The 24,592-nt window shown below is 30.0% G+C and carries 23 protein-coding genes and 1 other annotated feature; of the genes, 20 read left to right on the top strand and 3 right to left on the bottom strand.

The genetic code is table 11. From position 1 onward, the window contains the following. The first annotated feature begins 132 nt into the window (after positions 1-132). Positions 133-696, top strand: coding sequence for a hypothetical protein (locus tag FDN13_RS02985; RefSeq protein ID WP_138978835.1), 564 nt, complete (start codon positions 133-135; stop codon positions 694-696). A 133-nt stretch (positions 697-829) separates the two neighbouring features. Continuing rightward, a complete protein-coding gene (locus FDN13_RS02980) occupies positions 830-2,149 on the top strand; it encodes a replication-associated recombination protein A (protein ID WP_138978834.1) in 1,320 nt (439 codons plus the stop codon). 31 nt (positions 2,150-2,180) lie between these two features. On the opposite strand, the gene FDN13_RS02975 is transcribed toward FDN13_RS02980, so the two are convergent. Further along, positions 2,181-4,181: a methyl-accepting chemotaxis protein gene (locus FDN13_RS02975; RefSeq protein ID WP_138978833.1), complete on the bottom strand. Its 2,001-nt coding sequence runs from the start codon at positions 4,179-4,181 to the stop codon at positions 2,181-2,183. A 356-nt stretch (positions 4,182-4,537) separates the two neighbouring features. Between FDN13_RS02975 and FDN13_RS02970 the strand changes: the two genes are divergently transcribed. The 4 genes from FDN13_RS02970 to FDN13_RS02955 all read left to right on the top strand — a co-directional run bounded on the left by FDN13_RS02970 (position 4,538) and on the right by FDN13_RS02955 (position 11,064). After that, positions 4,538-6,034 carry a pyridoxal-phosphate dependent enzyme gene (locus FDN13_RS02970; RefSeq protein WP_138978832.1) on the top strand — a complete coding sequence of 499 codons (1,497 nt, stop codon included), beginning with the start codon at positions 4,538-4,540 and terminating at the stop codon, positions 6,032-6,034. A gap of 16 nt (positions 6,035-6,050) precedes the next feature. Then, positions 6,051-7,301, top strand: coding sequence for a threonine synthase (thrC, locus tag FDN13_RS02965; RefSeq protein ID WP_138978831.1), 1,251 nt, complete (start codon positions 6,051-6,053; stop codon positions 7,299-7,301). Positions 7,302-7,322: 21 nt separating this feature from the next. Beyond that, positions 7,323-8,693 carry a dihydropyrimidinase gene (hydA, locus tag FDN13_RS02960; RefSeq protein WP_138978830.1) on the top strand — a complete coding sequence of 457 codons (1,371 nt, stop codon included), beginning with the start codon at positions 7,323-7,325 and terminating at the stop codon, positions 8,691-8,693. A gap of 145 nt (positions 8,694-8,838) precedes the next feature. Further along, entirely contained in the window at positions 8,839-11,064 is a 2,226-nt protein-coding gene (locus FDN13_RS02955) for a beta-propeller domain-containing protein (protein ID WP_138978829.1), read from the top strand. Between the two features lie 45 nt (positions 11,065-11,109). On the opposite strand, the gene FDN13_RS02950 is transcribed toward FDN13_RS02955, so the two are convergent. Then, entirely contained in the window at positions 11,110-11,382 is a 273-nt protein-coding gene (locus FDN13_RS02950; protein WP_138978828.1) for an acylphosphatase, read from the bottom strand. A gap of 230 nt (positions 11,383-11,612) precedes the next feature. Here FDN13_RS02950 and FDN13_RS02945 point away from each other — a divergent pair, with 230 nt between their 5' ends. From FDN13_RS02945 to mnmA, 5 genes are all read left to right on the top strand, one after another. After that, a complete protein-coding gene (locus tag FDN13_RS02945) occupies positions 11,613-11,930 on the top strand; it encodes a hypothetical protein (protein ID WP_138978827.1) in 318 nt (105 codons plus the stop codon). Between the two features lie 109 nt (positions 11,931-12,039). Next, positions 12,040-12,477 (top strand): RrF2 family transcriptional regulator, encoded by a 438-nt coding sequence (locus tag FDN13_RS02940; protein WP_138978826.1) that lies wholly within the window; start codon positions 12,040-12,042, stop codon positions 12,475-12,477. A gap of 5 nt (positions 12,478-12,482) precedes the next feature. After that, entirely contained in the window at positions 12,483-13,679 is a 1,197-nt protein-coding gene (gene nifS, locus FDN13_RS02935; RefSeq protein WP_138978825.1) for a cysteine desulfurase NifS, read from the top strand. Beyond that, a complete protein-coding gene (nifU, locus tag FDN13_RS02930; protein WP_138978824.1) occupies positions 13,672-14,088 on the top strand; it encodes a Fe-S cluster assembly scaffold protein NifU in 417 nt (138 codons plus the stop codon). Before nifS ends, nifU begins: the two co-directional genes overlap by 8 nt. Before the next feature lie 8 nt (positions 14,089-14,096). Continuing rightward, on the top strand, positions 14,097-15,176 hold the full coding sequence (gene mnmA / locus FDN13_RS02925) for a tRNA 2-thiouridine(34) synthase MnmA (protein ID WP_138978823.1): 1,080 nt from the start codon (positions 14,097-14,099) through the stop codon (positions 15,174-15,176). Here the strand turns inward: mnmA and FDN13_RS02920 are convergent. Then, positions 15,157-16,053 (bottom strand): O-antigen ligase family protein, encoded by an 897-nt coding sequence (locus tag FDN13_RS02920; RefSeq protein ID WP_168190052.1) that lies wholly within the window; start codon positions 16,051-16,053, stop codon positions 15,157-15,159. The genes mnmA and FDN13_RS02920 overlap by 20 nt on opposite strands. A 441-nt stretch (positions 16,054-16,494) precedes the next feature. Between FDN13_RS02920 and FDN13_RS02915 the strand changes: the two genes are divergently transcribed. The 9 genes from FDN13_RS02915 to FDN13_RS02875 all read left to right on the top strand — a co-directional run bounded on the left by FDN13_RS02915 (position 16,495) and on the right by FDN13_RS02875 (position 24,503). Then, entirely contained in the window at positions 16,495-17,007 is a 513-nt protein-coding gene (locus FDN13_RS02915; RefSeq protein WP_168190051.1) for a PRC-barrel domain-containing protein, read from the top strand. Between the two features lie 7 nt (positions 17,008-17,014). Then, complete coding sequence (locus FDN13_RS02910) at positions 17,015-18,022, top strand: AI-2E family transporter (protein ID WP_138978820.1); 1,008 nt, start codon at positions 17,015-17,017, stop codon at positions 18,020-18,022. A 99-nt stretch (positions 18,023-18,121) separates the two neighbouring features. Then, positions 18,122-18,327: a binding site (T-box leader), on the top strand. A 52-nt stretch (positions 18,328-18,379) separates the two neighbouring features. Then, on the top strand, positions 18,380-21,016 hold the full coding sequence (gene alaS, locus FDN13_RS02905) for an alanine--tRNA ligase (RefSeq protein ID WP_138978819.1): 2,637 nt from the start codon (positions 18,380-18,382) through the stop codon (positions 21,014-21,016). Between the two features lie 110 nt (positions 21,017-21,126). Then, positions 21,127-21,384 carry an IreB family regulatory phosphoprotein gene (locus FDN13_RS02900; protein ID WP_138978818.1) on the top strand — a complete coding sequence of 86 codons (258 nt, stop codon included), beginning with the start codon at positions 21,127-21,129 and terminating at the stop codon, positions 21,382-21,384. A gap of 108 nt (positions 21,385-21,492) precedes the next feature. Beyond that, on the top strand, positions 21,493-22,443 hold the full coding sequence (locus tag FDN13_RS02895; protein ID WP_138978817.1) for an aldo/keto reductase: 951 nt from the start codon (positions 21,493-21,495) through the stop codon (positions 22,441-22,443). Between the two features lie 13 nt (positions 22,444-22,456). After that, positions 22,457-22,870, top strand: coding sequence for a Holliday junction resolvase RuvX (gene ruvX, locus FDN13_RS02890; RefSeq protein ID WP_138978816.1), 414 nt, complete (start codon positions 22,457-22,459; stop codon positions 22,868-22,870). A gap of 63 nt (positions 22,871-22,933) precedes the next feature. Then, positions 22,934-23,212 carry a DUF1292 domain-containing protein gene (locus FDN13_RS02885; RefSeq protein WP_138978815.1) on the top strand — a complete coding sequence of 93 codons (279 nt, stop codon included), beginning with the start codon at positions 22,934-22,936 and terminating at the stop codon, positions 23,210-23,212. Between the two features lie 65 nt (positions 23,213-23,277). Beyond that, a complete protein-coding gene (gene sfsA / locus FDN13_RS02880) occupies positions 23,278-23,961 on the top strand; it encodes a DNA/RNA nuclease SfsA (protein WP_138978814.1) in 684 nt (227 codons plus the stop codon). Between the two features lie 86 nt (positions 23,962-24,047). Then, positions 24,048-24,503 (top strand): Fur family transcriptional regulator, encoded by a 456-nt coding sequence (locus tag FDN13_RS02875; RefSeq protein ID WP_138978813.1) that lies wholly within the window; start codon positions 24,048-24,050, stop codon positions 24,501-24,503. Positions 24,504-24,592 lie beyond the last annotated feature (89 nt).

Raw genomic sequence — 24,592 nt, 5'->3', positions numbered from 1 at the left:
AATTATAAAGATTCATGTAAAATTTTAGGATATAGTAGTTGTTTACTTTATATAAAAAATGATTTAATATATAAATAAGAATTAATACAAAAAATATAAAAAAGTATAATAATATTAAAAGAAGGAAATATAATGAAAAAAAGTTTATTTATAGTTTTAAGTACTGTAATATTATTAATAATATCAAAATTTTTCTTCGGTCTTTATCAAGATAAAGTAAAAAGTATTAATTCACAGGAAAATATTATTGAATATGATAAAAAACGCCCTGAAAATCTTATGCTAATAGAATGTAAAAAAAGTAATAACTTTATTTATGATATGCAGGTAATCTTAGATACAAAAGATAATTCTCAAGAGTATTATCGTGTAATATATAGATTGAGAATGACGCCAAAGATTAGTAATATTTATAAAGATATTACTGTTACTGCTTTTTTAGATGAATCTATGAAAAATATTTTTGTTATGCAGGATTTTTTAGGTTTTGGAACAGATATAAAAAATAAACAAATAATAGATGGTATAAAAATCAAAGGAATAGAAGTAGCAAGAGCAACATATGTAAATAAAGATTTAAAAAGAGATGAATTGATAAAAAAACTTACTTCGGATATAAAGGTAAAGGTAGTATGGGATAAAGGTATGGAGTGGGTCAATATATCAACGGAAGACATAAAATTTATAGAAGAATAAGTCAGTGACGGGTATTTAATAATACCTGTCTTTTTGTTTTTACTTAATAATAATTTTGTTATTAACCTGTTATGGTCTATTATAAACTTTTGTTATATAATATTAAAAAATAATAATTTAGGCTGGTGAGGATATGAACTTTATACAAAGTTCTTTTTTTGATGATAATAAAGATACAAAATCTCCCCTTGCAGACAGGGTAAGACCAAGAAATCTTGATGAATTCGTAGGTCAGGAGCATTTATTAGGGAAAGGAAAACTTTTAAGACGTCTTATTGAAACTGATAATATAACATCTATGATTCTTTGGGGGCCTCCGGGAGTTGGGAAAACAACTCTTGCTATGATTATTGCAAATATGACTCAATCTGAATTTATAACTATGAGTGCTGTAACATCAGGCATTAAAGAAGTAAAGGAAGTAATGCAAAAATCTGATGAGGCAAGACTTAAGGGAATTAGAACGGTTCTTTTTATAGATGAAATACACAGGTTTAATAAAGCTCAGCAGGATGCTTTTTTGCCTTATGTTGAAAAGGGAAGTATTATTTTAATAGGCGCAACAACTGAAAACCCATCCTTTCAAGTTAATTCAGCGCTTATTTCCCGTTCAAGGGTTTTTGTACTAGAAATGCTAAAAACAGAGGATATTGTAAAACTTTTGAAAAATGCAATTAATGATGAGAGAGGATTTAAAGATATAAACATTAAAATTGATGATGAAACATTGAATATGATAGCAGTATATTCTAATGGAGATGCCAGAACAGCACTTAATACTTTAGAGTTAGCTGTAAAGGGTGCAAAGACAGTCGATGGTATTAAGTTTATAGACAAATCGGTAGTTGAAGAATGTATGCAGAAAAAATCGCTCCTTTATGATAAAAATGGTGAGCAGCATTATAATTTAATTTCTGCTTTTCATAAATCTATGAGAAACAGCGATGCTGATGCTGCACTTTATTATCTTGCAAGGATGCTTGAAGCAGGGGAAGATCCTTTATATGTTGCAAGAAGAATAGTAAGGTTTGCCTCGGAGGATATAGGACTTGCAGATCCAAGAGCTTTAGAGATTGCTGTTGCAGCCTATAAGGCTGTAACATTTATAGGTATGCCGGAATGCTCTGTTAATCTTGCACAGGCTGCTGTTTATATGTCCCTTGCTCCAAAATCTAATGCAGTGTATATGGCATATAAAATGGCTAAAAAAGATGCTCTTGAAACCTTTAATCAAGAGGTGCCGATGCATCTTAGAAACGCACCTACAAAACTTATGAAGGATCTTGGTTATAATAAAGGCTACATGTATTCCCATGATTATGAAAACAATATTGCAAAAATGCAGTGCCTTCCGGATAACTTAAAAAACAGAATATATTACAATCCAACTGAGGAAGGTCTTGAAAAGAAGTTTAAAGAAAGACTTGAATACATTAAAAGAATTAATAGATAAAAAAGAGATGGATAATCCATCTCTTTTTTATCTATATTATAAATCTTGATATGCTGTTGTTTAGTTTGTCAGCGGCGTCCTTCGCTTTTGACATTTCTTCAATAATATCATTGGATTTTTTGTGTATATCGGATACGCTTCCTGCTATATCAGTTGTACCTCCCGCACCGTCACTTGAAGCCTTTGCAACGCTTTCTATGGTCAATATTACTTCGTTTATTGAAGATAAAAGTTCTTGAGCTGTTGAACTAAAATTAGTAACGAGGTTGTCTACGTATTTTGCATCGGAGCTGTATTTTTCTGCAACATCTATCATTGTTTTATAATCATTATCAACGTTTACAGACATAAACTCTAAAAGATTGTTTGAACTGTTTACTAAATTGTTTACAGTATCGCTTACCTTTCCAGTTATGTTTTGAATTTCAATAACGGTGTTTTTAGATTGTTCAGCAAGTTTTCTAATTTCTTCAGCAACAACTGAAAAACCTCTTCCAGCTTCTCCAGCCCTTGATGCTTCAATTGCTGCATTAAGTGCTAAAAGATTTGTCTGAGAAGTTATCTGCATAATTGATTCTGATAAAGTACTTATCTTTTCAACTATTTTTGCTTCTTCAATTGCCTTTTCAAGCTCTGCTTTAGTTTTTTCAAATACTTCCTTTGCTTTTGCTTGCGATTCTTCAACGGATATTTTTGTATTCTGTGCCCTTTGGCTTATATTTGAAGCTTCAAAAGCTCCATCTTGAGATTTTTTAGATATAACCTGTACTGATTTTTCTATTTCAATTGAAGCTGCTGACATCTCCTCGGCAGAAGCTGCAGTTTCTTCCATAGTCGCAGAAAGATCATGGGTTGTTGCTGATACTTTTTCTATTGTATTGTTAAGGTCACTTATACTGCTGTTAACTGAACTTATTACTGAATTTATGCTGCTTGCTTCATTTTTTATATCTAGTATTAGCTTTTTAAGTTCATTTTGCATCGAGTCAACTCCACCCGCAATAACCCCAATTTCTCCTTTATAATTTATATATTTTTCAGGCACCTTTACTGAAAAATCTCCTGATTTAATCTTATCTATAACACTAACTATTACATTAATCGGATCTACTATTTTTTTAGAAAAGAATATACCAATTAATATTGAAGCAGCTGCAAAAAGAATAAAAACTATTATATCATAATTTCTAATTGAATTTGTAGCTTCGGATATCTCCTTTTCAGGTACAAGGCCTATAACCCTCCATCCTGTTTTGTCGTGACTTTTTACTATGTATATATATTTGGCTTTATCAATAAGTACTGTTCCAGACTGAGAATTTGATTTTAATATAGCGTCGATATAAGGTACTTCCTTTGAAGTTTTATTTAACAGTTCTTTTTTCTTATCAGCTATTATTGTACCGTTTTTATCAGTTATTGTTACAAATCCGCTGTTTCCAATTTTGATAGATTGTACGAGCTCTGATAGAGTAGAAAGTTTTATATCAAGTCCTACAACGCCAATAAGATTATTAGAAGAATCCTTAATAGCTTTTGCATAAGTTACCATGAAAATTCCTTTTTGAATAGCATCTTCATAGGGATCAGTAATTACAAAGCTATTACTTGAGGATGCATCTATATACCAGGAGCGCTTTCTTGGATCATAACCTTCTGGAAGAGCCTGCTTTGGTGCAATTATCATTTTCCCATTATTAACTCCCATATATATAGAAGATATATCTTTATAATTTTCAATATATGAGTTTAAAGTTAACATTAGCCATTTTTCACAGTCACTATTTGACAATATACCATTGGCATTAGGATCTTGGGATAGCAAAGATATTAGTTCGCTTTTGTTTTTATATGATGATTCAATTACATCAAGACCTCTTTTAATGCTTTGATCGATTGTTTCTATGTACTGATTTTTTACAGCTTTTAATGATATGTAATAATTAAGAGATGTAACTATTAATAATGGAATTAAGGATAGTAAAAGAAGAAGTGAAATGATTTGTTTTCTTAATACTTTTTTGTTTTTCATAATGTCCCCCTAACAAAATATAAATTATTAATATTTATTTTATAAAATAACACTTCAAAATTCAACAATTATTGACATATTATTTGTTAAATTTATGTATTTTTTAAATATTAAATAAAATATATAAAATAATTAATAATAATATTTAATATATTAACAAATATATCGTCTAATTTATAAAATTATAAAGCTAATATATAAATAATAATTTTGATAAGTATTAATTTTTCATAGTATCTAAAATGCTTGATGGTTTTAATCTGTTTAAAAAATAAGTATAGAGCTTGTTTGACATTTCTAATAATTGGAAATATAATAAAATAAAGTTAGGTAATATTATTTTAAGGGGGGTAAATATGGCTAAACAATATAAGCTTATTGATCTTAATGTTAATGAGGAAGGTCTAAGAAAAACGGTTGAAGTTGCAAAGAAGCGGAAAATAATTATTCCAACATTAAGGCAAATGAAAAATCCAGAAGAGATTAACGACAAAATTAAAGAAAAGCTTAAATTTATAGGATTATGGGATTTAGATCCACTTAATCTATTCAGAATAACATGGAAAAATGAGCCAAAAGAAAAAGGTGGATTGTTTAATAGGTTACCTAACTATATTGAAATACCCAAGGAAATTACCGGAGTTAAGTCAAGAATATTTGCACTTGTTGGTAAATTCTTCCCTACAGGCTGTCATAAAGTTGGAGCAAGCTTTGGATGCTTAATACCAAAGCTAATTACAGGGCAATTTGATCCTACGTATCATGAAGCTGTTTGGCCATCAACAGGAAATTATTGCCGAGGAGGAGCATACAATTCAAGATTGTTAGGGTGCAAATCAATTGCAATACTACCAGAGAATATGAGTCAAGAAAGATTTAACTGGCTTAAAACTGTTGCTGATGAAATAATTGCAACTCCAGGATGTGAAAGCAATGTTAAAGAAATTTATGATAAAACTTGGGAGCTTAGAAAAACAAGAGAAAATGTAATGATATTTAATCAGTTTGGAGAACTCGGTAATCACCTGTGGCATTATGAAGTTACAGGAAGTGCAATGGAAGAAGTTATAGAAAATGAAAAGGGAAATAAAGGGAAACTTGCAGGAGTATGCTTAACTTCTGGTTCAGCAGGTACTCTTGGAAGTGGAGATTACTTAAAAAATAAATATCCAAACTGTAAGATTGCAGTAGGTGAAGCTGTCCAATGCCCGACGTTGCTTAATAATGGTTTTGGTGATCATAGAATAGAAGGAATTGGGGATAAGCATATTCCTTGGATACATAATGTTAAAAATACTGATATGATAATAGGAATTGATGATAATGAAAGCCTTGCATTATTTAGACTTTTCAATGAGGAAGCAGGACATGAGTATTTAAAAAGTCTTGGAGTTAAACGGGATTTAATTGAAAAGCTTCCATGGGTAGGAATATCAGGTGCTGCTAATATACTATGCTGCATAAAATTTGCTAAATATTATGAATTAAATGAAGATGATATGGTAATTACGGTTTTAACTGATTCTGCTGAAATGTATAAATCGAGATTAAAAGAAATGGAAGAGGTAAGAGGAAGAAAATATGAATTAATAGATGCTGCAATAGACTATAGTAGATATGTTGTTGGAATAAGGACAGATAACATTGAAGAATTAACTTATAAGAGTAAAAAAAGAATTCATAATCTCAAATATTATACCTGGATTGAGCAGCAGATGTATGATTTAGATGAGTTGAATGCTCAGTGGTATGACTATGATAACTATTGGGGAAGACTCCATCATATTGGTCAAGAACTTGATAGGACTATTGAGGAATTTAACGATAGGACAGGTCTTCTTAAAGAATTATAATTTAAAGGTGATAAAAATGAAAAATGTTAAATATTTAAAATGCATAAACTGTGGGAAAATATATGAGCCTGTTTCTGGACGATATACATGTGATGACTGTGGAACAATTGAAGGTATTCTTGATGTTGTATATGATTATGATTATATCTCTAAAATATGTAATAAAGAATACTTTTTGAATATCCATAATTATTCTATGTGGAGATATGAGCCTTTTTTACCTGTTGAAAAAGATGGACCTAAGCCAAAGCTCAGGGTAGGATGGTCTCCTTTATATAAAACAGATAAACTGGCAGAGGAAATAGGGTTAAAAACGCTATATATAAAAGATGATGGAATTAATCCAACTGCATCTTTAAAGGACAGGGCATCTGCAATAGCTGTTGCAAAGGCTATGGAAGAGAATAAAAAAATAATTTGCTGTTCTTCTACAGGGAATGCAGCTTCTTCACTTGCCGGTAATGCAGCATCCTGTAGAATAAAAACAGTTATATTTGTTCCACAAAGAGCTCCTCAAGGGAAGATTGCACAGCTTAAGATTTTTGGTTCAAATGTTATAAGTGTAAAGGGATCATACAATGAAGCTTTTAAGCTGTCTACAATGGCAATAGAAAAATATGGATGGTATAATAGAAATGCTGCTATAAATCCATATCTTATGGAAGGTAAAAAAACTGTAACACTTGAAATATGTGAACAGCTTAATTGGAAAGTTCCTGACTGGACAGTGGTTTCAGTAGGTGATGGATGCACAATAGCTGGGATTTGGAAGGGTTATTTAGATTTATATAATACAGGGTTTATTAATAAATTGCCAAAACTTGCTGGTGTACAAGCTAAAGGATGTGCACCACTAACAGAAGCTTTTTTTAATAATACAAAATTTAAACCATCTAGTGAGAATACAATTGCTGATAGCATAGCTGTTGGAGTACCAAGAAATGCTGAAAAAGCCTTAAGAGCAGTACGAGAATCTAAAGGTACATTTATAAATGTTACCGATGAGGAAATATTAAGTGCAATGAGATTTCTGGGAAGTAGAGCAGGCATATTTGGTGAACCTGCAGGAGTTGCAGGATTTGCGGGGCTAAAGAAGTTAATTAATGAAAAAATAATAGATTACAATGAAATGGTAGTATGTATAGTAACAGGTAATGGGCTAAAAGATACAAATAATGCAATAAAAGCATCTGGATATCCGATTGAAGTAGAACCAGATGAAAAGGAATTGTTTAACGTATTAGAAAATATTGAAGGACTTTTATAATAATCATAAGAGGTGATTTATATGGGCCTTGTTATAAAGAATGGATTTGTTGTAACAGAAAATGGAATTATCACAGCAGATGTACTAATAGATAATGAAAAAATAAGTAAGATAGATAAAAATATAAAAGAGAATTTAAATGATGAGGTTATAGATGCTGCAGGTAAATATGTAATACCAGGAGTAATAGATGCTCACGTACATTATTATATGAAAACCAAAAGTGGAAGAACAGCAGACAACTTTGAAACAGGAAGCTTATCAGCTGCTTTTGGAGGGGTTACTACTATAATTGATTATGTAAGCCCTATTATTGGAAAAACTTTAATAGAAGCTCTTTGGGAGAGAGAAAAAGAGGCACAGGGACATTGCTATGTTGATTATAACTTTCATGTAGAAATTACTGGTAAGTATGACTGGAATCTAGATGAACTGTATAATATAAAAGATTATGGCATAGGAAGTCTTAAAATTTATACTACCTATGAAAATAGCAAATTACCTTATGATAAAATACCGAACCTTTTAAAGAAAGCAAAAGAATTAGATATGCTTGTAACGGTTCATGCAGAAGATGATGATATTTTAAGAATAACAAAGGATAAGTTCTTAAAAGAAGGCAGAACGAAAATATCAGATTATGCTGATAGCAGACCAAGGGAAGCAGAAAAAGTTGCAATTGATAAAGTAATAAAAATAGCAGAAGGTCTTAATGCACCTGTATATTTTGTTCACGTTTCAACTGCTGAAGGTGCAAAAGCAATTAATAAATCAAAAGGAAATGGATATAAGGTCTACGGGGAAACATGTCCTCATTACTTGCTTTTAACAGATGAATGTTATAAAAATATTGATGGACAAAAATATATAATGGCACCTCCACTAAGAAAAAAAGAGGACCAGGATGTTTTGTGGAATAGTATTTTAAACGGCACTTTATGCTGTATAACCACAGATCATTGTGCTTTTAACATAAAAGATAAATTGAGTGCTAAAGATTGCTTTAATATAATACCAGGAATTGGTGGAAGTGAGACTTTGCTTTCTTTAATTTTTACAGAAGGAGTTAATAAAGGCAAAATGAATTTAGAAAAGATGGTACAGTTATTATGTACAAATCCAGCAAAGATATTTGGGCTTTATCCTAAAAAGGGAGTGATAGCCCCAGGAAGTGATGGAGATATCGTTATTTTTGATTCAGAGAAGGAAGTTGTATTAAAAGGCAAGGAACTTCATTCAGCTTCTGAATATACTGTCTTTGAAGGATATAAGTTAAAAGGATATCCAATTGCAACTATTTTAAGAGGAAAAGTTATATGTAAAGATAATAACCTGATAGATATAAAACCTTATGGCAAATTTGTAAAGGCAAAAGAAATAAACTATATTTAATATTTCTTTATGTAATATTGCTGGCTTTATAGCCGGCATAATTTTTTATAAAATTTAGATTTTTTATACTATATGACACATTTGTTGGAACAAATAAAAAATATTATAGGTCATATATAATAAAAATTTAATAAGAGGGGTTATTATGAGAAAGAATTTTAAAATATCAGTATTATTGGCAACTTTGGTTTTTATTTTAATATCAATTAATGTCTTAGTAATGGCAAAGAGAAATTCAATTAAGATTTTGCCGCCTATTAAAGATGTTCCTTTTAATAAACAACTTATAGTTCTCTTTGACGATATTTTAGATGAAATATATGTTAATAACAATAATGTATATGTTATTGATTATAAGAATTCTAAACATCCAATCAGTATATCATTAGGAAATGACAAAAAATCAATTGTAATCTCTCCTGCAAAAGCTTATGAATATGGCAGAACTTATACTCTTTTTATATCAAAAAACATCAGATACAAAAATGGAAAATTTACTAATGTTACTATAAAGAGGCAGTTTACAATATCCAAAGATATTGAGTCAAATGAGCTACCATTTGTAGAATCTAATGAAAAATTATTAACCCTTTTTGAAGAATGCCAAAAGAATTACAATTATATATTAAATATTAAAAAGGATATAAATTATTCTTCGGAGAAAACTGTAGCTGAGAATGTTGATATGAAGAATTCAAATGTAGAATATTCAAAGACTAATATACAGGTTGAAGGGGTTGATGAAGGAGATAGTGTAAAGACAGATGGCAATTATATCTATGAAGTTGCTAATAATAAAGTTTATATAATTAAGGCATTCCCGGCAGAAGATATGTGTACTGAAAGTGTGTTAACTTATGATAGATTTAATCCCAATGAGATTTATGTTGATGGAAATTATATTGCTATAATCGGAACTTCATTTTTAGATAAACCAGTTATAAAGGATTATGAAAAAGGATTAATGCCTCCGTATTATTATAACTATTCATTCATTAAAGCTCTTGTTTATGACATTACTGATAGAAAAAATCCAAAGCTTCAAAGAGAATATGAAATTGAAGGAAGTTTTGTTTCTTCAAGAAAGATAGGAAATATAGTTTATCTAATTTCCAATAAATATCATTATTATGATATAAAAAAAGACGAAAATATTACCCCTTTATATAAAGATACAGCAATAGATAGCAATTTTAAAAACATTGAATATGATAAGATAAGATATTTTCCACAATTTATAAAGCCATGCTTTTTAACAATATCAGGAATTGATATTAAAAATTCTAAAAAACCTGTTCAAATCTCAAGCTATATCGGTGCAGGTGAGGAAATATTTGCAACAGATAAAAACTTATATGTTACAGTAACGCATTATCTAATAAACTATAAAAATAATCAGATGGTTAAGGAAAGTCTGACTGATTCTTATTACAATACTTTAATATATAAATTTGGATTTAATGAAGGAAAAACTAATTTCATTGCAAAGGCAAGTGTACCTGGAAGTATTTTAAACCAGTTCTCAATGGATGAATACAATACTTTCTTTAGAGTGGCTACAACATCAGGCCTTGAGTGGAGAAATGACGATAATATTTCTAAAACCAATATATATGTGTTTGATGATAGGATGAACCTTAAAGGTAAAATTGAGGGAATAGCTCCTAATGAGAGGATATATTCTGTAAGGTTTATGGGAGATAAGGGATATGTGGTAACTTTTAGAACTGTCGACCCTTTATTTGTTATAGATTTAAAAGATCCTACAAACCCTAAAATTTTAGGTGAGCTTAAGATTTCAGGTTACAGCAATTATATTCATCCTTATGATGAAAATCATATAATAGGTTTTGGAAAGGAAACCATTGAAAAAGAGCAAAAGGATGAAAATGGAAATGTAATTGGTACTATCGCTTTGAATATGGGTATGAAAATGGCAGTATTTGACATTACTGATGTCAAAAATCCTAAAGCAATATATATAGAAAAAATAGGGGATAGGGGAACAGATTCCGAGATACTTTACAACCACAAAGCACTTTTGTTTTCAAAGGTGAAAGGCATTATTGCATTTCCAATTACTGTTATGGATGTAGAAGATGAAAGTGATATAACATCCTATGGAAAGTTTTCTTTTCAAGGGGCATATATATATGATTTTAGCTTATCTAACGGATTTAAGCTAAAAGGAAAGATAACTCACTTAAGCGATGAGGATTTTAAAGACTCAAGGTATTATTGGTACTATAGCAATAAAAACATAAATAGGATATTATATATTGAAAATAAAATATATACTATTTCTGATAGCATTATAAAAGCACATAATATAGCGGACTTAAAAGAAATAAATCAAATTGAAACAAAATAAGATAATTAAAAAAGAAGCTTATAAAATATTGCATAAGTAATTTTACTATGCATATATTTTAAAGCTTCTTTCATTTTTCATAATTTCAATAGTTTTAATTTTAACATCTTTTACATCAGAAAAACCATTTCCTTTTTTTATTTTGTTAATGAAGTTTAATAATATTTCTTTTTCACCTTGTACTTCTATTTCAACATCTCCGTTGTCGCAGTTTCTTACCCATCCTGTAAGATTAAGCCTTGTTGCAGTATAATATACAAAATATCTAAACCCTACTCCTTGAACCATTCCTGAAACAACAATATAATATCTATGCAATTCTTTTCACCTTCCATTATTTTATAATATTATTTATATTTTAGCATATCTTATCCATTTTTGCTTATAATTTTTATTTTTGATATTTTAATTTATTTAAAAACATTGCTGCTTATAAATTTTAAGTATATAATCTTTATTATTAAAAATGTAAATAACTGAGTATTTGTATAAAAGGCACATAAAATGTTAATTTTAATAATAAGAATAATTAAATTGCGAGGTTAATCATGGAGATTTTAGTTACTAAATTAGCTGAAGAGAAAATATTTGAAACTATAAAGCAATATAATGAGAAAAATCAAATTAGAATTTATGTTGATAAAATAACATGTCATGGTGCTAAATTCGGATTAGCAATTGATGATATTAAAAATGATGATGCTGTTCAAAAAGTAGGCAGAATTACATATTTTGCAGATGAAAATGTTATCAAATATTCTGACGGCATTAAAATTGACTATGTAACAGAACCTAAGGAAGGGTTTGTTATTAAATCCATTAGACCTGTAAAATTCAATTGCCATAATTGTTCAGGATGCATATAATTTTTGAGACTTATTACAAATATAACTGGAAAGAATGTTGACAAAAATACTCGGATATGCTATTGTATAAATGTAAATCATACTATTTTACTCTGAAATGAGGGATGTTATGAAGCTGTCTACAAAGGGCAGATATGGTGTTAAAGCTATGTTTGAGGTAGCACTTCACTATGGTGACGAACCAATATCTATAAAAACAATTGCTGAGAGGCAAAATATATCTGAATATTATTTAGAGCAGCTTTTTGGGCCATTAAGAAAAGCAGGACTTATAAAAAGTATAAGAGGAGCACAGGGAGGCTATGTGTTATCAAAATCTCCAAGTGAAATAACTGTTGCAGATATACTTAATGTTCTTGAAGGTCCAATTGAAATTTCAGAATGCATAGATGATGAAGTTACCTGTGCAAGAACAGGCTATTGTGCAACAAGGCTTTTATGGATAAAAATTAGGGACAGTGTTAATAAGGTTATTGAATCGATTACCCTGCAGGATATGATAGATGACTACAATCAGATTAAAAATGGTATAAGGAAGGGAGAATAATTATTATGGACAAAAGGTTTGTTTATATGGACCATGCAGCAACTACTTATGTAAAACCTGAGGTTCTTGATGCGATGATGCCGTATTTTACAGAAAGATTTGGCAATCCGTCTTCTATATATACTTTTTCAAGAAGTTCAAAAAGTGCAATAGAAGAAGCAAGGGAGAAGGTTGCAAAAGCTATTGGTGCAAAGAGCGATGAGATTTACTTTACTGGTGGAGGTTCAGAAGCAGATAATTGGGCTCTAAAAGGAATTGCCTTTGCAAATAAAGATAAAGGGAACCATATTATAACAACAAAGATAGAACACCATGCAATACTTCATGCTTGCGAATTTCTTGAAAAAAATGGTTTTGAAGTTACTTATCTTGATGTTGATGAGCATGGAACAGTAAAGCTTGATGAGCTTGAAAAGGCAATAACTGAAAAAACTATATTAATATCTATAATGTTTGCTAATAATGAAATAGGAACTATTCAGCCTATTGCAGAAATTGGGAAGATAGCAAGGAAGAGAAATGTATATTTCCATACTGATGCTGTTCAAGCAGTTGGAAATGTTAAAATAGACGTTAATGAAATGAATATAGATATGCTATCTCTGGCAGCCCATAAATTCTATGGACCAAAAGGTGTTGGAGCTTTATATATAAGAAAGGGAGTTAAAATAGAGAATTTAATTCATGGTGGAGGGCAGGAAAGAAAAAGAAGAGCAGGTACAGAGAACATTCCTGGAATTGTTGGCCTTGGAAAGGCTATTGAGCTTGCAACAGAAAATATAGATGCTCACAATGAAAAAATAAGAAAAATGAGAGATAGGCTATTAAAAGGAATAATGGAGAAGATACCTTATACAAAGCTTAACGGACATCCTGAAAAAAGGCTGCCGGGGAATATAAACGTTAGCTTTAGATTTATTGAAGGGGAATCCTTGCTCTTGCTTCTTGATCAGAGAGGAATATGTGCTTCAACAGGAAGTGCTTGTTCTTCAGGTTCTCTCGATCCATCTCATGTACTTTTAGCAATAGGACTTCCTCATGAGATAGCTCATGGTTCATTAAGGCTTTCTCTTGGTGATGCAAATAAAGATGAAGATATAGATTATGTACTTAATGTTCTACCTGATATAGTTCAAAGACTAAGAGATATGTCACCACTATATGAAACTTTTAAACATAAGGGGGAAATAATAAATGTATAGTGAAAAGGTTATGGATCATTTTACTAATCCAAGAAATGTAGGGGAAATTGAAAATGCTGATGGAGTTGGAGAAGTTGGAAATCCAACTTGTGGAGATATAATGAAAATATATCTTAAAGTTGAAGATAATATAATTAAGGATGTTAAATTTAAGACCTTTGGGTGTGGGGCTGCAATAGCATCAAGCAGCATGGCAACAGAGCTTATTAAAGGAAAAACTATAGAGGAGGCATGGAATCTTACTAATAAGGCTGTTGCAGAGGCACTTGACGGGCTTCCTGCTGTTAAAATGCACTGCTCTGTACTTGCTGAAGAAGCAATTCACAAGGCAATTAACGATTACAGAATAAAAAATGGTCTTGAACCTTTTAAAGATAAAGAATATCATCATGACCATCATCATGAGTAGGTGAGTAGATGAAGGAAAAAGTTGTTGTAGGTATGAGTGGAGGAGTAGATAGCTCCGTTACAGCATATCTTCTTCAAAAATCAGGCTATGACGTAATCGGAATAACAATGCAGGTTTGGCCTTACAATAAGGAATATGAAGAGAGAGAAGGAGGATGCTGTTCCCTTTCTGCTGTTAATGATGCAAGAAGAGTTGCAGATATGCTTAATATACCATTTTACGTTATGAACTTTAAAGAGGTTTTTGAAAAGAAAGTTATACAATATTTTGTAGACGAGTATATTGCAGGAAGAACTCCAAATCCCTGTATTGCATGTAATAAGCATATTAAATTTGATGAATTTTTAAGAAAAGCCCATGGAATTGGAGCAAAGTATATTGCAACAGGACACTATGCAAAAATTGTAAAGGATGAAAATACTAATAGATACCTTCTTTTAAGATCAAAGGATGCTTTAAAAGATCAGACCTATGTACTTTATAATATGACGCAATACCAACTACAGCATACATTAATGCCTCTTGGAGATTATACAAAGGATAAGGTTAGAGAGATAGCTAAAGAAATAGGTTTATCTGTAGCAAGTAAGCCTGATAGTGAGGAGATCTGCTTTATTCCTGATAACGACTATGGTAAGTTTATAAAGGAGAGAGTGCCAGAAAAAATACATCCAGGAAATTTTGTTGACAGGGAAGGTAATATTCTTGGAAGGCATAAGGGTATTGCAAACTATACTATTGGTCAAAGAAAAGGACTTGGTATAGCATTGGGAAGGCCAGCTTATGTTGTTGATATAATACCTGAAAGAAATGAAGTTGTACTTGGAGAAGAAAAAGAAGTATTTAATAGTAGGCTTTATGCAAAGGATGTAAATCTAATTCCATTTGATAATTTAAAAAAGGAAATGAAGGTTACTGCTAAGATAAGATATAGTGCAAAAGAAACTCCAGCGACAATATATCCTTATAAAGAAGGCATAGTTGTTGAGTTTGATACTCCTGTTAGAGCAATTACTAAAGGACAATCAGTTGTTTTTTATAATGATGATATAGTTGTTGGGGGAGGAGTTATTGACGACATCCTGTAGAAGAAGTAAAGTTATATAATATTCCAAGAAAAGCCCAAAACACAGGGGAAACTGAAACAACACTTATATTAAAAAATGCTTGTATTAGATATCCTATGATGCTACAAAGTAGTGGTATGATTAGGATATTTTTTTTTGTATTTTTAAATGCCTTATATAGTATCGTAAATAAGAAGAATAGATATATAAAAAGTGCAGGAATGCCTAAAGTTACTGCTATTTGAAGATATTCATTATGAGCTTTATCTATTATGATATTTCCAATGTATTTTTTTACATCATTTCTATAATTACTCATAAAAACTAAATCAAAGGTATCAGGTCCGTAACCAATAAAGGGGCTTTTTTGTATTAATTTCAAGGCACGTTTCCATATAAATATTCTTGAAGAGCCAGAATATTCACTTGTAGCATTATTTAAATAAAAAGTTTTTGCATCAATTATAATAGAATCAAATCTTTTTATTAATGCATTGTTCTTATTAAAATTTAAAAATAATGCAATAGCAAATATAAGGAATAAAACTAATAATAAACTTTTAAGACCTTTTTTATATTTTAAAGAAAGGATAGCTAATAATATAAATGAAACACCAAAACCAAGCCATGCACTTCTTGTATTGGTTAATAAAAGTGTTGAATAAAAAAGGGATGAAGTTACAATGTATATAATTTTTTTTGATTTAATAAAGCAATAAATGCTAATAGGAAGTATAAGAACCAAGTAACTTCCAAGAAAATTAGGATTACCAATAGTTGAATATACATATCTTACCCATTTGCTCCTTATTGGATCGACTTTAACTAAATTATATCCAAAGTATTGTAGAATTCCATAGATTGATATAAGTGATGAAGATGTAAAAAGATATATCAAATGATTTTTTGAAAAAGTATAAGAAGATGAAGCTATAAAGAAAATAATAATATAACAAATCAGAGTCAAAAAACCTTCGTATCTATATATTTTCCCGTATAGTGATTGATAAAAGTTAATAGAATAGAAAGTTGATATAGATAAAGTAAATATATAAGCAAAAAGTATATAATAAATTAATTTGTTATCATTAAAATGTTTTTTTAATTTTAGAAGAATAAATGGTATAAATGTAAAAAAACACAAAATATACAGCAGATATGTTTTAGCCTCGTAATAATAATCAAGTCTGTTTGGCGTTATAATTAAGGGAAGTATGCAGATAATACATATAATAAATGCATTATAAATGTTCTTATTCATTTCTTTCACCTCTTATAAAATCTATTAGAATTATATAGCAAAAGAACTCATACTACAACTTAAAAGGATGTGATTAATGTGAAAAAATATCTTGATGTTAGAGGCTGCAGTGTTGTTGATAAAAAAGGAAATATAATTGGAAGAATAGAAGATTTTTTAATTGATATAAATAAATTAAAAATATATTCTTTTATTATTACTACAAAAAATATATTTCCTACCTTTAATTTACTTCTAATTAGAGATGTAGAAAAATACGAAGATGTTATAGTTATTAAAAACGATATTTACAAGTTGAATCAGAGTTTTATAAAAAAGTATAAATATATAATGCTTCAAAATTTTATGGACAAAGAAATAATAGATATTAATGGAAAAAGGCTTGGAGCTTTAAATGATTTGATTTTTGATGAATTTAATGGAGAATTAAAAGCATTAATCTGTAAGAGAGGTTTTTATGAAGATATTTTTGAAGGAAGAAAGATAATAATAATAAATGAGAAAACTGTTTTTGGTAAAGAAAAAATAATTGTTGATGAAGATGATATAGATATAACCAATATCATATCATTTAAGAATTTAGTAAGGTGATAAGTTTATGATAAAAATTGAGGCTAAAAAAATAATTATAACGTTATTTTATCTAACTATAATTTTATTAGCTTATTATTTGATGAGTTTTTTAAAACCAATATTATTTTCTATTTTTATTGCTTATATGCTGAACCCATTAACAGATTATTTAAAATCCAAAGGGATAAGTATAAAAATTGCTGCTTTTTTATCTGTTTTATTTTTCTTAACTCTTTTTTTTATATTAATAATTATTATAGTACCAGGTATAGTAAAAGATATTCTTTCACTTATTCAGAATATAGATGAATATAGAAGAATAGTTGATAGTTTTAAAATAAACATAGGATACAATTCTCTTCCTTCTTATATGAAATCAGTAGTTGATAGTAGTATTATTAAAGTTGAAATGGTTGTAACAAGTTATTTAAGAAAGTTTTTTAATGATATAATAGAATTTTCAATGGAGATACCAACTTTTATATTAATGCCTGTATTTGTTTATTATTTCTTAACGGATAAAGAATACTTAATAAATTTTATAAAATCTTTTATTCCAAGCAGGATAAGAAATAAAGTAATTGAGCTTGGAAGTGAAATAGACAAAGTTATTGGTAGTTTTATAAAAAGCCAGATAATTTTATCAATAATTATATTTTTTTTAACCTTTATAGCTATGGTAATACTTAAAATAAAATATCCTTTAATTATTGCATTCATAAACGGTATAGTAAATATAATACCTTATTTTGGGCCAGTAATAGGATTTTTACCAGCTTTTATATCAGCATCTTCACAGTCATTAAATAAGTCTCTGATAGTTGTAGTTGTTTTTTTTATAATACAGGAGTTTGAAAGTGGTGTTGTAGCACCAAAGCTTATGGGAGAGAGTATAGGATTACATCCAGTTTTTATAATGATAATACTTTTAATTGGTGGAAAGTTTTTTGGAGGATGGGGTCTTGTACTTTCAATTCCAATTGCAGGTATAATAAAAGTAGCTTATAGATATATACTTAGAAGTTTATATTGATTGTTTTAGGAGATGTTTGAATCTATTATAATTTAACCAAGAATTGTATAAGCAAATACAATTGACAAATATGACCATATTATATATAATGATTAGAAGTTAAAGGCTATGAAGGGAAGGAGTACGCTATAATCTTTCTTTAAGAGAGAGGACGGGTGGTGAGAGTCCTTAGAGGATATAGTGGAAGCAGTCCCAAAGCTTCTTTGCTGAATTTAGTAGGCAAAGACGGTTCATCCGTTATAGTTTAAAGTGACCTTTATGGTAATAAGGGTGGTACCACGGAGTAATAAGTCTTCGTCCCTAATTAGGGATGAGGGCTTTTTTAATATTATATATAAGCAAATTAGGAGGGATAACATGAAGTGGATGGGTGTAAATCAAATAAGAGAAAAATATTTATCTTTTTTTGAAGAAAAAGGTCATTTGAGACTTCCAAGCTTTTCGCTAATTCCACAAAATGATAAAAGCCTTCTTCTTATAAATGCAGGTATGGCTCCTTTAAAACCTTATTTTACTGGTCAACAAATACCTCCAAGAAGAAGAGTTACAACATGCCAAAAATGCATTAGAACTGGGGACATTGAGAGAGTAGGAAAAACTGCAAGGCATGCAACTTTTTTTGAAATGCTTGGTAATTTTTCCTTTGGTGATTATTTTAAAGAGAGTGCAATACCATGGGCCTGGGAGTTTGTAACCAATGTTTTAGAGATTCCTAAGGATAAGCTTTATGTAACAATATATCTTGATGATGATGAAGCATACAATATATGGGTAAACAAAACTGATATAGATCCAAAAAGGATATTTAGACTTGGCAAAGAAGATAACTTTTGGGAAATAGGTCAAGGACCATGTGGGCCTTGCTCTGAAATACACTTTGACAGAGGAGAAGGTAAAATAAATACGCTTGAAGAATTTTTAAAGGCTGGAGAAGAAGATAGAGTTATTGAGTTTTGGAATCTTGTTTTTACACAGTTTGATAAAGATGAAAATGGAAACTACAATAGACTTCAAAACCCTAACATAGATACAGGTATGGGGCTTGAAAGAATTGCAACGATAATGCAAGGTGTGAATAGTATATTTGATATAGATACTATGAAAAACATATTAAATGAAGTTTGTAGAATTTCAAACACTACATATAAGAATGATAGCAAAAAAGATGTATCTTTAAGACTTATTACGGATCATATAAGAAGCGTTACTTTTATGGTAAGTGATGGTATACTTCCTTCAAATGAAGGTAGAGGATATGTTTTAAGGAGGCTTTTAAGAAGAGCTGCAAGGCACGGGAAACTTCTTGGAGTAAATAGAACTTTCCTTTGGGAGCTTTGTGATGTTGTAATTGAAAACTCACGGGATGCATATCCACAGCTTGAGGAAAAGAAAGATTATATAAAGAAGGTTATAAAGCTTGAAGAAGAAAGGTTTGACGAAACTATTGATCAAGGAATGATTATACTCAATCAATATATAGATGATCTTAGAAAAGAAGGTAAAGACATATTATCGGGAGCAAATACATTCAAGCTTTATGATACTTATGGTTTTCCACTTGAGTTAACTATTGAAATACTTGATGAACAAGGAATGAAAGTAGACATAGATGGTTTTAATGAAGAGATGAAAATGCAAAGAGAAAGAGCAAGGGCTGCAAGGGAAGAAACAAACTATATGGGAACAGAAATGGATATATATATGACACTTCCTGCAGAAATTACAACTAAATTCTCTGGATATACAGATACAAAATCAGAAGGTAAAGTACTTGTTATAGTTTCAAATGGAGATGTTGTTGATATGGCAAATGAAGGCGATGATGTTTCAGTAATACTTGACAATACATCTTTTTATGCTGAAATGGGAGGTCAAATAGGAGATAGGGGATACTTAATTGGAAACGGATTTAAAGTTGAGGTATTTGATTGTAAAAAAACAGCTAATGATAAAGTAATACATGTTGGAAAGGTAATTGAGGGAAGCATTAAAGTAAATTCAATTGTTAGTACTGTAGTTGATAGGGATAGAAGACTTGATATTGCAAGAAACCACACAGCAACACACCTTCTTCATGCTGCATTAAGAAAAATACTTGGAAACCATGTAGAACAATCTGGCTCTCGAGTATCTTATGATAGATTAAGATTTGATTTCACCCATTTTGAAGCTATTTCTTATGAGGATTTAAGAAGAATTGAGAACATGGTAAATGAAAAGATTTTAGAAGGATTAGATGTTAAAACTATTGAAACTACAATTGATGAAGCAAAAAATATGGGTGCAATGGCGTTGTTTGGTGAAAAATATGGTAATATCGTAAGAGTAGTTAAAGCTGGAGAATTTAGCATTGAACTTTGTGGAGGCACACATGTTTCAAATACTTCTACATTAGGTCTGTTTAAGATAATATCTGAAGGAGGAGTCGCTGCAGGTATTAGAAGGATTGAGGCTGTTACTGGAAAAGGTGCTTTAAATTATGTTGAAAACTTGGAAAATACTTTAAAAAATACTGCTTTAGCATTAAAGACTCAAATAAATGATATAGTTAGAAGAGCTGAAGCTTTAATTCAGGAAGTTAAGGATAAAGATAAAGAGATTGAAAACTTAAAATCTAAAATGGCTTTAGGTTCTTTACAACAAATAATAGATTCTGCAAAGGATATAAAAGGGATAAAGGTGGCAGTAGCTTGTCTTGAACTTGATGCAGATGCTTTAAGGGAACTTGGAGACAGGTTAAGAGATAAGCTTGGAAAATCTGCTGTTGTCCTTGCTAATGTTAAGGATGGAAAAGTAACCTTTATTGCTATGGCAAGTAAAGATGCAGTAGCATCTGGAATTCATGCAGGAAATCTAGTTAAAGAAGTTGCAAAGATAACTGGTGGAGGCGGTGGAGGAAGACCAGATATGGCTCAAGCAGGAGGAAAGGATACAAGTAAAGTTACTCAAGCCCTCGAAAGCGTGTATTCTATAATCGAAAATATGATTAAATAAGGCGGTTTACCGCCTTAAATTTTTTAAATTACTAATTTCATATTTGATTTAATTTTAATATAGTGGTATATTATGTTTATAGTTAATAACGTGGGAAAGGTGTGGTTTTTATGACCGAACGCCAAGAAGGTACTATGCAATACAAATTTAATATGGAAAATAGAGAAAAAATAAAAGAGATACTTAATGAGGTATATGATGCACTTAAAGAAAAAGGATATAACCCTATTAATCAGCTTGTTGGTTATATACTTTCAGGTGATCCTACATATATCACAAGCTATAAAAATGCAAGAGCAAAAATAAGAAAGCTTGAAAGAGATGAAATATTAGAAGAGCTTTTAAGAGGCTTTATAAATGAAAAATAAATTGATGTTTATTAAGAGTCAAAGTGATAAAAGTTATTAAAATTATATATAAAATATAGACGGTATTTTTCGTACCGTCTATATTTTATATAATTGGAGGTATTAGTGTTGGAATATGTCAGACTTGGGAAAACTGGTTTGGTAGTTTCAAAGCTATGCTTTGGAGGGCTTACTGTGGGACCTCTGCAAGCAAATCTAGATATAGAAGAAGGAGCAAAAGTTATTGCAACTGCATTTGATATGGGGGTTAATTTTATAGATACTGCAAAACTATATAAGACATATCCATATATAAAAAGAGCAATTGAGCTTTCAAAAAATAAAAACATAATAATATCATCAAAATCTTATGATTACACTTATGAAGGTATGAGAGAAAGTGTTCAGGAAGCATTAGAAGAGCTTGGACTAAAAAAATTAAGCATATTTTGCCTTCATGAGCAGGAAAGCAGATTAACATTAAAAGGGCATTCTGAGGCCTTAAGATATCTTATAGATGCAAAAAAATGTGGAATAATAGATGCAGTAGGAGTTTCAACACATGCTGTTGAAGTGGTTGAAGCTATATGCACTATGGAAGAGATAGATGTTATACATCCTATTGTAAACATAAAAGGACTTGGAATTATAGATGGTAGTATTGATGATATGCTAAAGGCAGTTGAAAAAGCAAATAAATCTGGGAAAGGAATATATTCAATGAAGCCTCTTGGGGGTGGAAACCTCATGTCAAATTCAACAGAATGCTTCAGTTTTGTTTTAAATAATCCTAACATACATTCTATTGCAGTAGGTATGCAATCCTTAGAAGAGGTATATACAAATATTTCCATATTTGAAGGAAGAACGATTGATGAAGATATACTTACAAAACTTAAAAATAGAAAAAGAAGATTGCATATAGATAGTTGGTGTAAAGGTTGCGGAGAATGTGAAAAAAAGTGTAAAAATAAGGCAATAAAAGTTGTTAATAATAAGGCAAAAGTAGATGAAGATAAATGTGTTCTTTGCGGATATTGTTCAGCATATTGCCCAGAATTTTGTATAAAAATAGTATAGGGAGGATAAAATCTTGAGGATAATGGGACTTGATATTGGAGACAAAACTATAGGAGTTGCAATAAGTGATCCCTTAGGTTGGACGGCACAGGGAATAAAAACTATAAAAAGAACAGGTATTAAAAAAGACATAAATGAAATACTAAATATTATCAATGAATATCAGGTTGAAAAAATAGTTGTAGGCTTTCCTAAAAACATGAATGGAACAATAGGTCCAAGGGCAGAAAAGATTATTGATTTTTGTGATAAATTAAAGGGCAGAATAAAGTTAGATATAGAATTAGAAGATGAGAGATTGACAACTGTAGCAGCAGAAAAGATGTTAATAGATGCTGATGTTTCTAGAAAAAAGAGAAAGGAAGTAATTGACACTATTGCAGCAACATATATACTACAAACTTATCTTAACAGAATTAACAAATAAATGATTGACAGCTTTTAAAAATAAAATTACAATAACATTATAATTAGAAAAGAGGTGTTTGCTATGGAAAACAACGAAAATACTGTAGTATTAACTGATGAGGATGGAGTAGAAACTGAATTTGAAGTTATAACTGCTCTTGAAGTTGATGGAAATGAATACTATGTGTTATACCCTGTAGATGAAGAAAATGAAGAAGATGCAGTTGTACTAAAACTTACAACAAATGAAGATGGAGAAGAAATGCTTACAACTATTGAAGATGATGATGAATTTGAAAAGGTTGCAGCTGCTTATGAAGAATGGTTAAATGAAGAAGACTTTGAAGATGACGAAGAATAAGGATATACCATTGGTATATCCTTTGTTTTATATATAAGATTTAATTCAGTGATGAGGTAAGTATAATGTTTATACAGGGAGAAAAGGTCAATGGCTTATGTATTAAAAGGATTAATAGGTTTGAGGCATTAATCAAGGTTGATGATAGAATTGAATTAGTTCATGTACCTAATACTGGAAGGATGACTGAACTACTTTATGAAGGAACTAAAGTTATTCTTCAGAAAAGTGATAAACCAAATAGAAAGACAAAATATAGCTTGCTTCATGTTTACAAGGATAAAAATATAGTATGTGTTAATTCTTCTTTAGCAAACAAAGTATTTGAAGAAGCAGTGACAAATGGAAGAATAGATTGGGTAAAAGGTAAAATAAAAAGAGAAGTACAGTATTCAAACAGTAGGTTTGATTTTTTTATTGAAGATGAAATCTATAATGGTATTTTTGTTGAGGTAAAATGTGCAACTTATGAAGAAAATGGGATATCAAAATTTCCTGATGCACCGACAGAAAGAGGTAGAAAACACATAGACGAACTAATAATGGCTAATAATAAATATAGAGCTGCGATAGTAATAATTGCTTTTATGGATTATGTTGAAAGCTTTACACCGAACTACAAAATTGATAAAATTTTTGGGGAAAAACTAAAAAAAGCTTATGATAGGGGAGTTATCGTAAAGGCATATAGATGTTTTGTAGATATTAATGAAATTAATATTAAAGACGAAATTGAAATATTTTTTTAAAAGCTTTATTTCAATTGAGAATCTCTTGACAATTCATGTAAAATATTGTAAAATAAATTGATTAGCTTTTGAATTGAGGTGTAAATATGATTGTATTTTCCAAAGATGAAAATGAAAAACTTAAGCAGCGTTTAAAAACAGGAGGGTATAAACTTACTCCTCAAAGAAGAGCTGTACTTAATGTTATAATAGATAATGAAGGAAAGCATCTTTCAACGGAGGAAATATATGATATTGTAAAAAAAGAATGCCCTGAAATAGGTCTTGCAACAGTATATAGAACTCTTCAACTTTTGGAGAAGATGGGGCTTGTATGTAGAATGAATTTTGATGATGGATGTAATAGATATGAGCTAATACATGAAGAGGAGGATCATCAACATCATCATCTTGTTTGTATAAATTGTGGAAATGTTGAAGAGGTGGAAGGGGACTTGTTAGAAACACTTGAGGAAAAAATTGAGCAAAAGTATGATTTTAAAATAACTAATCATAGTGTTAAGTTTTTTGGATATTGTAGCAAATGCAAGTACTCAAAGTAAATGTTGACTATATACTATATTGCAGGTTAAAATCATTATATTGTAAATGAATAAAATTGATTGATTTTATTTTATATATAATTGGTAAT

It is taken from the genome of Caloramator sp. E03, assembly GCF_006016075.1.
In the GTDB taxonomy this organism is placed as follows: Bacteria; Bacillota; Clostridia; order Clostridiales; family Caloramatoraceae; genus Caloramator_B.
The sequence above is the reverse complement of the archived record's forward strand: the minus strand, read 5'-3'. Positions and strand labels throughout refer to the sequence as shown.